The 12,384-nt window shown below is 43.3% G+C and carries 9 protein-coding genes; 1 reads left to right on the top strand and 8 read right to left on the bottom strand.

What is annotated here, in order from left to right; translation table 11 throughout:
- Nucleotides 1-7: 7 nt before the first annotated feature.
- The 3 genes from A8805_RS14185 to A8805_RS23140 form a co-directional block, all read right to left on the bottom strand.
- Nucleotides 8-1,072: a zinc-dependent alcohol dehydrogenase family protein gene (locus tag A8805_RS14185; protein WP_109712259.1), complete on the bottom strand. Its 1,065-nt coding sequence runs from the start codon at nt 1,070-1,072 to the stop codon at nt 8-10.
- Between the two features lie 76 nt (nt 1,073-1,148).
- Nucleotides 1,149-2,048, bottom strand: a complete 900-nt coding sequence (locus A8805_RS14180; RefSeq protein ID WP_109712257.1) for an AraC family transcriptional regulator — start codon at nt 2,046-2,048, stop codon at nt 1,149-1,151.
- Nucleotides 2,049-2,051: 3 nt separating this feature from the next.
- Nucleotides 2,052-2,288 (bottom strand): DUF6783 domain-containing protein, encoded by a 237-nt coding sequence (locus A8805_RS23140; RefSeq protein ID WP_420319472.1) that lies wholly within the window; start codon nt 2,286-2,288, stop codon nt 2,052-2,054.
- A 160-nt stretch (nt 2,289-2,448) separates the two neighbouring features.
- Between A8805_RS23140 and A8805_RS14175 the strand changes: the two genes are divergently transcribed.
- The gene (locus A8805_RS14175) at nt 2,449-5,727 is read left to right on the top strand and encodes a DUF5107 domain-containing protein (protein WP_109712255.1); all 3,279 of its coding nucleotides are present in this window, start codon (nt 2,449-2,451) and stop codon (nt 5,725-5,727) included.
- 154 nt (nt 5,728-5,881) lie between these two features.
- On the opposite strand, the gene A8805_RS14170 is transcribed toward A8805_RS14175, so the two are convergent.
- The 5 genes from A8805_RS14170 to A8805_RS14150 all read right to left on the bottom strand — a co-directional run bounded on the left by A8805_RS14170 (nt 5,882) and on the right by A8805_RS14150 (nt 12,327).
- On the bottom strand, nt 5,882-6,892 hold the full coding sequence (locus A8805_RS14170; RefSeq protein WP_109712253.1) for a 2-dehydro-3-deoxygalactonokinase: 1,011 nt from the start codon (nt 6,890-6,892) through the stop codon (nt 5,882-5,884).
- A 33-nt stretch (nt 6,893-6,925) separates the two neighbouring features.
- A complete protein-coding gene (locus A8805_RS14165) occupies nt 6,926-9,226 on the bottom strand; it encodes a pyruvate formate lyase family protein (RefSeq protein ID WP_109712251.1) in 2,301 nt (766 codons plus the stop codon).
- 17 nt (nt 9,227-9,243) lie between these two features.
- Entirely contained in the window at nt 9,244-10,128 is an 885-nt protein-coding gene (locus A8805_RS14160; RefSeq protein ID WP_109712249.1) for a glycyl-radical enzyme activating protein, read from the bottom strand.
- A 70-nt stretch (nt 10,129-10,198) separates the two neighbouring features.
- Nucleotides 10,199-11,347, bottom strand: coding sequence for a galactonate dehydratase (gene dgoD, locus A8805_RS14155; protein WP_109712247.1), 1,149 nt, complete (start codon nt 11,345-11,347; stop codon nt 10,199-10,201).
- Between the two features lie 23 nt (nt 11,348-11,370).
- Entirely contained in the window at nt 11,371-12,327 is a 957-nt protein-coding gene (locus tag A8805_RS14150) for a phosphotriesterase family protein (protein WP_109712245.1), read from the bottom strand.
- Nucleotides 12,328-12,384: the final 57 nt, after the last annotated feature.

The raw sequence follows: 12,384 nt of genomic DNA, 5'->3' as shown, positions 1-12,384 counted from the left end.
GCACCTTCTATTCCATTTCGTGATTAATACAAACCTTTCCTGTTTTTCCAGTTGCAAAAATCTCAAAAGCTTTATCCGTATCTTTCAGTGCAAACCGGTGTGTAATAATATCTGACGGATGAATCTTTTTTCTGTCCAACAGTTCTACCAGCTTTTCCATATTACCCACGGAAGTTACCCATGAGCCGTGAAGCGTCAGGTTTTTATGAAGCAGAAGAGGGCTTGGTTCAAAAGTTACAGTTCCCTGTTCTCCAAGGAAAACAACATTTCCCCACATTCTTGCAGCTTCCAGACACTGATGCCTTCCCACACTGCTTCCTGAACAGTCTACTGCGACCTCCACTCCCTTTCCGCCGGTAAGCTTCATGACTTCCTCAACTGCGTCTTCGCCTCCCTGGATAATTTCATCTGCGCCGACTTTCTTTGCCATTTCCAGACGCTCCTGAGAGATGTCAATTCCAATGACTTTTGCTCCCAACGCTTTGGAAAGCATAACTGCTGCCTGTCCTACAGGTCCAAGACCCATAACCAGTACAATATCTTTGCCTGAAACATTTGCACGCAGGAGGCCCTGGTAAGCCGTTCCAAATCCACAGGCTATCATAGCTCCATCTTCATAGGTCAGAAAATCAGGAAGATGGATACAGGTACTTGCATCTGCCACCATATATTCTCCCAGTGCGCCGTCTCTCTGCCATCCATAAGCTCTGCGCTCAGGCTGCTGACAATTGATAAAGAAACCTTTTCTGCATTCATCACAGTACCCGCAGCCCTGAATATGATAGACTACCACCCGGTCGCCTTCTTTAAAGTCTGCCACACCTTCACCTACAGCCACAACCTGTCCGCTTGGCTCATGTCCTGCAATGACATCATCATATCTGGCCCCTCCGGTCTTATCTGTATGTTCATGATAAATATATTTCAAATCACTTCCGCACAAGCTTGCAGCTTTCATTTTTAAGAGAACCTGTCCAGGACCGGCAGAAGGTACATCATATTCAGAAGCTTCTACTTTTGCGCCTCCAGGCAGTTTCATTCCGAGCATTTTTTTAGGAATTTGATTGTTCATAATTCTTCCTCCTTTAATTTTTATAACAAAAGTATATCATTACAAGACAGCAAACTGAATTTCATATGTTCCTTTTTCATGGACTATTTTGTAATGTGAAAAGATAATCTCCGTTTCTATACTCCTTCGGAGATACTCCCACCATCTTCTTGAAGATCCTCGAAAAGTAGTAGGGGTCTGTGTATCCCAGCTTCACACTGATTTCATAAATATACATATCTGTGGATTCTAAGAGCTTACAAGCCTCCTGCATTTTAAGATGAATAAAAAAATCTACAGGGGAGCGCCCTGTCTGGTCCTTAAAAATAGAATTCAGATAGCTCTTAGAAAGCTGTACCTCCAGGGAAATTTCCTCCAGTGTAAGCTGCCTGACAAGATTTTTATACATGAAGCGGATTACCATTGTTACGTGTTTGTTCTGAACGCTGCTCTCATCCACCTTTTCTCTGTAATATACCTCTGATAAAAGCAGGGACAACACTTGTGATAAATAGATAAAATTGCCCATCGTATAATTCCGCTCCAGAACCCTGAAAATCAGGTTAAAAAAACCTGTCATCCGGTTCTCACTGTACTTCGAATTAATCTGGACCGTCCTGCACTCATCTAAAGGGAAATATCTGGTATTCTCCCCCTTAAAGTGAACCCACAATATACTCCATGGATTATCTTTGTCTGCATAATACCTGTGCCTTCGTCCTCTGGGGATACAAAATGCCTCCGCCTTTTTTACAGGGTAGCTTTTGCCGTCTACATACACAGTGCCTGCCCCTTCAATGCAATAAATCAAAATATACTGGTCGGCACCTTCCTCCCTCTCCTTATAATGCGCTTTTGCCTTAGGAAAAAAACCTACATCTGTCGGATAAAGAGCCTTTACAAGAGGGTGTTCTACGTAATCCGCAAAAGATTCCGTTGGAATAATAATATATCTCTCATCTTTAAAACCGTCAGATTTCCCTGAAAATTCACTCATGTTTCACCTCCTGGAAAACAGCTGAACTGTACAGTCCATTTCTGGGTGTGTCTGAAAACTGCTTGTTCCAAGATGTGCGTCACACTTTGTGGAAGATTTGTTCCAAGTGAAGGCGGCGTAGTGGGCTACGCCAACTGAATTTGGGACAAATATACCGCGAAGTGAGGCGTGCAGATTGGGGCAATGAGTTTTCAGACATATCCTGGGTTCACTATAGCATTTCTGTAGAATATTGTCCATTTTTTTATGATTTATGCCATTTCAACTCATAGCCGGCTGTGTTACTCTAGTGTAAAGAATCTAAATTGTCAGAATTGCGGGAAAATGAAAAGCAAAAGGGACAGTCCCTTTTCAAAAGGGTCAGACCCCTTTAATTATTTCCGCTGAAAGGAGTTACAAAATGCAGAAGAATTGTGTCCGTGTATGGGAAGAAACCATCACACTTCCAACTTACCAGGTTTCCTCTCCGGAGAAAACCCCTCTTTTTCTTGAAAACAGAGCATATCAGGGAAGTACAGGAAAGGTGTATCCTTTCCCCGTTACAGAAAAAATATCCGACCAGAAAGAGGACGTGCCTTACCACGCTGTCTTTCTTGAAAATGATTATCTTTTTATTATGATTCTCCCCGAATTAGGAGGACGTATCCAGCGTGCCTTAGACAAAACAAATCAGTACGATTTTGTCTATTATAATCACGTAATTAAACCTGCTTTAGTAGGTCTTACCGGGCCTTGGATTTCAGGAGGAATTGAATTTAACTGGCCTCAGCATCACCGTCCATCTACCTATTCACCTGTTGATTTTTCTTTCAAAGAAAATGAAGACGGCTCCGCCAGCGTCTATGTCAGCGAAATAGACAAAATGTATGGGACAAAGGGAATGGCTTCCTTTACTCTATACCCGGATAAATCTTATATCGAGATCAAAGGACGTCTTTTTAACCGGACAGACTTGCCTCAGACCTTTCTTTGGTGGGCAAATCCTGCTGTTCCTGTAAATGACCATACTTTTTCTGTTTTCCCGCCTGACGTCCATGCGGTAATGGATCACGGAAAGCGTGCGGTATCCACCTTCCCCATTGCTACGGGAGAATATTATAAGTATGACTATTCCGCAGGAATTGATATTTCCTGCTACCGGAATATTGAAGTTCCTACTTCTTACATGGCAGCTCATTCTGATTATGATTTTATCGGAAATTTCGACGAGAAAAAAGATGCAGGTCTTCTCCATGTAGCAGACCATCATGTCTCTCCCGGTAAAAAACAGTGGACCTGGGGAAACAGTGACTTCGGACAGGCATGGGACCGGAATCTGACCGATGAGGACGGCCCATACATTGAACTGATGACCGGAGTATATACGGATAATCAGCCCGACTTCACCTGGCTGAAGCCCTATGAGGAAAAAACCTTTACCCAGTATTTTATGCCTTACAAGCACGTAGGCCGGGTGAAAAATGCCACAAAAGACACAGCTTTGAATCTGGAGCTTGACAATAACCGCTGTACAATCAAGGTTTATGCCTCAGGAGAATTTCCGCAGGCTGTTATTACAGTGGAAAAAGACGGAAAAGTCCTGTTTTCAGACAATGCAGATTTATCTCCAAGAGAATACTTTGAAGCTTCTTTTGATACGGATATGGCGGAACTTACCGGTTGTACAGCCAAAGTTTCCGACAAAGCCCAGAAGGAACTTGTGGTCTATACTGCAAAAGCTCAGGAACTGCAGCCAGCTCCAGACCCGGCTGTTGCCCTTCCCGCTCCTTCTGAACTGAAATCTACGGAAGAGCTTTATCTGGCGGCTACCCACCTGGAGCAGTACCGTCATGCAACATACCGTCCGGAAGATTATTATCTGGAAGGACTTCGCAGAGACGCCACAGATCTCAGGTTAAATGATGGTTATGGTATGCTTTTATACAAACAGGGACGCTTCGAGGAAAGTATTTCTTACTTTGAAAATGCCATTCAGAAACAGACCTGGAAGAATCCAAATCCGGCTTCCGGTGAAGCTTATTTCCACCTTGGCCTTGCACTTGTTATGTGCGGCAGAGATGAAGAAGCTTTTGACACCTTTTATAAATCAGCCTGGTGTGCCGACACCCAGTCCGGCGCCTTCTATTGGCTGTCCTGCCTTGCTTCCCGCAAAGGACAGTATAAGGAAGCTTTGGAATTCATTGACCAGTCTCTTGTAAGAAATTGGCACAATATGAGAGCACGTACACTGAAAGCAGCTCTGCTTCGGATGCTTTCTCTTGATAATAAAGCATTTATCGAAGAGGGGCTGGCAATAGACCCACTGGATTTTGGACTTCTTTATGAAAAAGGAACCGCTTTTGACAACCGTGAAAACTGGTTAAAACAAATGAGAACTCCCGCCCATAATTACCTTGTTCTGTCTTTGGATTATATGAAAGCAGGGCTTTATGAAGATGCACTGGCAATTTTGGCAGAGTGCAAAGATCCCTCCCCTCTGGCTGCCTATTATCAAGGATATATCTGGGAACTAAAAAAAGAGACTTCCCGGGCAGAAACTTTTTATTTAGAGGGAGAGAAATGTGATTACAGCAGATGTTTCCCAAACCAGCCGGAAGAAATCCTGATTCTGGAAGGAGCTATCCGCACACTTTCAGAGGCTCCAAGAGCACACTACTATCTTGGCTGCCTGCTTTACGACAAGAGACAGTATAAGGCGGCGGCTTCCCACTGGGAACAGGCACTTACACAGGACCCAGAATTTGCTATGGCAAGCCGTAATCTGGCAATCTATTTCTACAATAAAGAGAATGATATCCCGAAAGCTCTTGGATATATGAAAAAAGCCTTTGAGCTGGAATCCACATATTCCCGTTTTCTGCTGGAATATAATCAGCTTCTGGAGAAGGCAAAGGCTCCCAATGAGGAACGGCTCCAGCTTTTATCAGAACATCTGGAACTGGTACAGTCCAGAGATGCACTGTACGTGGAATACATTGCCCTCCTCAACCGGACCGGACAATTTGACCTGGCACTGGAACACCTCTCTTCTCATCAGTTCCATCCGTGGGAAGGCGGCGAAGGAAAGGTTAGCACACAGTACCGGTATGCTTTAATCCACAAAGCAATCCAGCTCATTGAAAAAGCTGATTATGACCAGGCCATTGACCTATTACAGGCCTCCAAGACATATCCCCATAATTTAGGTGAGGGAAAACTGCCCGGAACACAGGATGCTATGGCTGATTATTATATCGGAAAAGCCTTCCTTGGAAAACAGGATACTGCATCAGCAGAACAGTATTTCCACATGGCAATCCAAAGGGAAGAAGCACCTTCAAGCGTACTTTACTATAACGACCAGCCTTCCGACTTTATTTTTTATCAGGCGCTGGCCAAAGAAGAGCTTTCAGACCCTGCCGGGGCAAGGAAATGCTTCCACCAGCTTCTTAGTTTCGGACAGAAGCATATATTTGACAAAGTTGATTTTGATTACTTTGCAGTATCTCTCCCGGAAATTGAAGTCTTCCCGACACATCCGAAAGAGCGGAACCATCTCTACTGTATGTACCTGATGGCTCTTGGGAACCTGGGACTTGCCAATATACCAGAGGCTGTGGCTCTGTTTGAGGAAATTCTGGCAGCAGAACCAGGACATCAGGGTGCCATTGAGCATATGGAATATATCAATGCACACTAAGATTTTACGAAACATTAAACTTTAATTTTATAGTCCAGCCATGCAAATGTCTGGGGACAACTGCAGAAGAAAGCTTGCTTTTGTATGCAGTTATCCCCGGACATTTATTTTGCACTCTGCCAAAGCAGAGACCGTAAGGCGTAATTCTGTTGCCCTATAGCTTTATTTCTCTGCTTCTTTTTTCTGCTATCACACACATCCCATATCCCGATAACAAAGTATTTTTCTCATTATTGAAGATAGAAACTTCCTTAAATGTTCCGTCCTCAAGGAATAAATCTTTTAAAGCACTTCGAAGAGGCTCTTTTCCAGCAATTATGACTTTCATATCTTTTGTGGCAGTTAGTGCGCCGCTGCTCTTTACCGCCCGGATATCCTCTGCCAATACTGTTCCCAGCAGAAAACTGGCACACGCTTCTGGATCATCTGTGATAAACTGATTTACAATCCGTATCAAAAAAGCGGCACGTGACAAACCGGTTTTCCATGTTTTTCTTCCTCCTGCTAAAAGCATTTCACGATTATATGTTTCTGACGCAAACTGCTTCTTTACGGCATCTGCAAGGATACTGTAATTAGTCAGAATTGATATTAGTTCTCCTGCCATCGAGGTCAGGCAGCCTGTCATCTTCCCCTCCTTATTTACCGATACAAATTTGGTGTGAGATCCCGGTAAAACATACAGGACTTCATTTTCCGGATATAAATCCATTAACGCAACTGTTTCTGTCTCTTCTCCCCTCATGATATCCATCATTTCCAGATTATCCATACAGATTTTTTCAGAAAGGTTTTTCATTCCGGGAATAAAACCAATAGGTACAGGGCATATCTCCGGTATAAGAACTTCTTTCACGCCCATTGCGTAATCTTCCAGCCCCGCCGGAGCAGTTAAATGCGGCACCTCGTGAATTCCTAAATTAGATGTCAGCATGCCGCATGCATATATGGAACTTACCTCGTCATATGTAATGCTGCCGTACTGCATTACTTCTTCAATCATGGATTTGACAGCTTTTTTTAGCCTGTCATTCGTGCCTTCCTGTGCAGTGTCTTTTACACCAACTTCAGATTTTACAGCGAACTGAAGCTCCTTTTTTTCGTTCCACAATGCCGCTCTGGTATTTGTTGTTCCTCCGTCTATCGTAATCAGATATTTTTTCAAAATATTCTATCCCTCTATTAAATTCATAATTTATTAGTTTAAATGTTCCGTTCTTTTAATCATTTCATTCTGTGCTTTCTTTCCCATTTCAACAAAAAATGCACTATATCCGGTTACTCTTACACACAGGCTTCTGTATTTGTCAGGCTCCAGCTGTGCTATTTTTAAGATCTCAGCATCAAGTACATTTACCTGGACCTGCATGCCTCCTTTCTGCATATATGTCTTAATAAGCGCACACATTGCTTCAAGTCCTTCCTCTCCGCTTACAGCAGATGGGTGTAACTTTAGATTCAATGGTCCTCCTGTAATCCGGTTGAAGGGTATCTTGCTTAAGGAATTCAGCATTGCCGTAAGGCCTGAGATATCGGTCCCTTCAGCCGGAGACTGATTCTCACTTAACTGTTCCATTGCAAAGCGTCCGTCGGGCGTAGCCCCTACATATTTTCCCATTGTTGTGAAATCACGGTCGGAAGAATAAGTTGGCCACATCTGGTATAAATATTGAGGTCCGTTATACTTATCAATAGCACGGATAAACATATCAGTTACAATCTTTGCATATTTATCAACTTCATCTATGTCATTTCCAAACTTATCCAGCTTTACTTTCCACTTCTGCGCCAGTTGTTCCCTGCCGGAATAGTTATTTCTTAAAAGTCCGGCCAGTTCAGAAAGACTCATTTCGCCATTTTTAAATACAATCTGCTCAACTGCATACATGGCATTGATAATTGTTGAGAGTCCGGAACCCTGTGCCACGATTTTGTGGTATTTTGTTCCTCCTTCTGTCCATGTGACGCCATTCTCTATGGTTCCTTTCAGGAAACAGTCCTCAATTCTAATTTTGCCAAAGGTACAGGTTCTTTCGATTTCCAGGTCCATTTCAAACCCCTTGCGATACTCTCCTATGAGATAATCCAGTTGCTGCTCATATGCATCCAAAAAATCTTCCATGGAATTCATTTCTGCGGCAGCTTTCGTCTTGACTCCATAATATGGACCTGTCATCAAACCAATCATCCTGTCTGACAAACTGAATTCACAGTCCCTTTCATATCCTTTTGGTTTTGGCTCCATTGGATAATCCCCTTGATTCAGTGCCAGTTCAAAAGGTTTCACAAGATTCACCCAAAGCTGTCTTAAGCCTCCCTCGTATGCTGGGATATTCGGGTCATTACATCCCCAGAATCCATATTCATATACTTCCGGCTCTTGTACATTGTTGTATTTTAAAGCAGGAATCATGGTATCATCATTGTAAAATACGAGCGTGGTGTTATCCCGCATTGCCCCGCAGCACAACTTCCAGAACTCTTCTGAAATCCCTTCATGATAACGTACGATGATAAACGGGTTCCGAAGTTTCAAGTCCCAGGCTGCTTCCAGCATCACATGTGAGAGCTCGCACACTGCCGAAGTTTTGTCCCCATTGATTCCACCGAGTGTCAGGTAATTGGGATCATCAAAGGCTACTTCCAATGTCAGTGCTGTTGCATCCAGTTCCGTTGACATATGATCTGTATGTGCCATAATCTCATTATTTCTATAATAGAATTCCTGAAGAAGCTCTCTTGCCATTTCTCTTGTCAGTGTTCCGTCTTTAAGTCCGCCCTCATACAACGGACGAAGGTATTTATCCATCCTGCTGAAGTTTAAAACTCCACATCCGCATACCTTCTGAAGTACCATTACGAGAAGCCATATTTGCTGCAGTGCCTGTTCAAATGTCTTTGCAGGTCCTCTGCTTACCTGGGAAAGGTTTTCTGCCAGGTGGGACATACCGCTCTTTTCTGCTTCTTTGGCATACCTTTCGTAGAACTTAATGATTGCATCATAACAGATAACCGCACCTTCCAAAAAATATTTCTGATTCTCATTGCAGCTTTGAAGGAGGCGCGCTTCTGCTTTTTGTTTCAATGCTTCAAACCCTTCATTGATGATAGCTTCCCAATCCAGGGCAAGATGTCCGAAGCTTGCAAACCAATATGGCCTGCACCGCAGCCATGTCTCTGAGTAGTAAAACAGGACTTTCTTATGACGTTCTTCTGGTGAAATATCCCACCAGCGCTTATAAGCTGCCAGGATTTCTTCCCTCTCTTCCTTTTTGGGCATACGTACCTTCACACTTCCGGCGATTTTCATATCCTTCTCAATTACAACCGAAATATTAGAAAGTATATAATCCAGTGTATGTCCATAACGAATCGAATCCTGCTCATGTTCAAAAAGCTTCTCGCTCTCCAGTATATATCTGATTCTTTCCATAAAGGTTTCATTGGGATCTCTTTTGAACCAGACATCCAGCTTTTTCTCTAAATGTTTTGCAATCATCCTTGTTCCTCCTTCACCTAACTTTTTACAAACTGTTTCAGAATCTTCCGGATATTATCCAGATTACTTTCACCCGGAGGCTCAAAACACTTCATGTCCACTCCGATACTATCCCCCTTGGCAATTCCCATAGAATGATATGGCAGTAATTTTATTTCCTCTATATTCGAATATCCCTTCACAAAGTCTCTTAGCATATATGCATTTTCTTCACTTTCATTGATTCCCTTTATAAGTGGAACTCTGATATGAACCTTTGTGCCGCTCTCAAACAAGCACTTCGCATTCTCCAGTATCAGTTCGTTGGAAACACCTGTGTAACGCTTATGCAAACTTGAATCCATGATTTTCAAATCCAAAAGAACAAGATCCGTAAATGGAAGTACCTTTTCAAAATGTTCCCAGGGTACGTTCCCCGCAGTATCCAGCGCTGTATGTATCCCTTCTTCTTTCGCCCTTCTGAGAAGTTCCCTTACGAAATCCGTCTGCAGCAATGGTTCTCCGCCGGAAACGGTCATTCCCCCATTGGAATTTTTGAAATATTCTATATCTTTCCTGACAATATCAATCACTTCATCAACACTTTTATCTTCTCCCCATATCTGCAATGCGCCATACAGACATTCCCGGGCACACCTTCCGCATACCGTACATGCCTGTTGGTTTACCCTGCGCTTATCCCGGACATAGACTCCGCTTGCACAGACTTGCGCACACATACCACACTCCACACATTTGTCAGGCTGATACCGAATCTGAAGTTCCTTTTTATAAGACTCCGGATTGTGACACCATGCACACCGCAGATTACATCCTTTCATAAATACAGTTGTTCGTATTCCCGGTCCGTCATGTACACTGAACCTCTGTATATTGAAGATTCTTCCTATATTCTTATCCATTATATGTTCCGCCTTTCATACGGCCTTTATAATGTTACTGTACCATTACAGTATTTTATAATAAGGTGTCCTACCATTCTGCTATTGAACCATCCTCATGATGCCATACAGGATTTTTCCATTCATGAGGGCTTTTGTTCTCTTCCATAATTAATTCCTTGTTCATTTCTATACCAAGTCCCGGCTTTGACGGAAACATTGCATATCCATCCACAAATGAATAGACTTCAGGATTCTTAATAAAATCAAGAACTCCATGGCCCTGGTTGTAGTGAATCCCCATGCTCTGCTCCTGAATGAATGCATTATAACTGGTTGCATCAACCTGAAGACACGCACTAAGAGCGATTGGTCCCAGAGGACAATGGGGAGCCAGAGCCACATCATAGGCTTCTGCCATTGCTGCAATTTTCTTCACCTCAGTGATTCCGCCGGCATGGGACAAATCCGGCTGTACAATATCTACACCCCCTGCATTGAGCAGACGTTTAAAGTCATATTTTGAATAAAGACGTTCTCCAGTCGCAATGGGAATATTCGTAATCCGGGCGATTTCTCTGAACTCCTCCATGTTTTCGCAAAGTACCGGCTCTTCAATAAACATAGGATCATATTCTTCTAGCTTCTTTGCCAGAATCTTAGCCATAGGCTTATGAACACGTCCATGGAAATCTATGGCAATGCCAAAGTATTTTCCACATGCTTCTCTTATGGATGCGACCCGTTCCAGTACCGCATCAATCTTGTCATAGCAGTCCACAATCTGAAGCTCTTCCGTTGCATTCATCTTCACCGCGGTAAATCCGGCATCTTTCCGTTCCTTGGCTGCTGCCGCCACGTCACTCGGTCTGTCTCCGCCTATCCATGAATACATCCGCATTTTTTGTCTGCATTTTCCGCCCATAAGTTCATATGCCGGAGCATTGTACCGTTTTCCTTTTATATCCCAAAGTGCCTGATCAATCCCAGCTATAGCACTCATCATAATTGGACCGCCCCGATAAAATCCTGCCCGGTACAGCTTGTTCCATATACCTTCAATATTTTCCGGATTCTCTTCGACCAGATACGGTTTCATCTCTTCCACACATGCCTGGACAGTGGCCGCCTTCCCCTCAATAACAGGTTCTCCCCAGCCCGTATATCCGTCATCGGTTTCAATTTCTACAAACCCCCATCTGGGACGTACCAGATATGTATGAATTCCACTGATTTTCATATTGTTTTTCCTTTCTCCTGTTATTAGCTTTCCGCAAAATATGCTCTGGGATTCTCCGTCATAAGCTGCCCTATCTCCGCTTCTTTGAATCCCCGCTCTCTTAATATGGGAAAAACGTAACGGTGGATATAACGGCTGTTATACTTGGCATCATCCGGATCCTGATAACGTTTTGTTTCCCATTCGAAATTCCCTAAATCTACAAAGCTTACATAATCATGGGAAATCATGAGCTGGTCAATCCACCCCCTGTCACACAATTCCAGCAGTGTATTTATCCGGTCTTCTAAAGGATTCTTTGCATCGTCACCAAAACGATCCAGACCTATATAGCACCCTCTCCGCAGAAGCTCTTCCAAATACGAAATATCATTTGTATCTCCACAATGTCCGATAAGGATTTTTCTCGGGTTCAGCCCTGCTTCTTCAAAAATTTCCATTTGGCTGATTCCGCTTCGGTTCTTGTACCAGCTATGGGTCGCAATGGGCAGTCCGCTCCTTTTAGCTGCTTTTGCATGAGCTTTCAACAAAGTATGGTTCAACTCTGTAACCCCCGGCATATCCGTACCACATTTAATTAATCCAGGTTTGATATCAGTATCCTGAATCCCTTCCTCTATGTCTTTCATCAGCCACTTCACAAAGTTCTCTTCAGACCGAAGAAACATCCACTGGTTCTCTGAATAGAAAAAACCTGTACTTGCTATAATGTGCATTCCTGTACGGTCTGCAACAGCCTTTATTGCATGAATGTCCCGGCCCAGGCATACCGGCGTCTGTTCAACCAGCGTCCGCACACCGGTTTCCTTTGTACGCCTTACATCTTCGGAAGCCCATTCTATGAAAGAATCATAATCAAACCAGTCTTTAAAAGACATCCGCATAGACCAGTTCGCCTGTAGTATATGTTCATGCATTAACGTTGTTCCCAGTTCATCAACATGCAGTAATCCGTTGACACTATTAATCATACAAGGCATTTGTCACCTTCTCCTTTTCATACCGCAATCGTATTCAACCCCGTAATACAGCGGGCC

Origin of the sequence: Faecalicatena contorta (genome assembly GCF_003149105.1) — a bacterium.
GTDB lineage: Bacteria > Bacillota > Clostridia > Lachnospirales > Lachnospiraceae > Muricomes > Muricomes contortus_C.
Note: the sequence above shows the minus strand (reverse complement) of the source record. Positions and strands in the feature narration are given on the sequence as shown.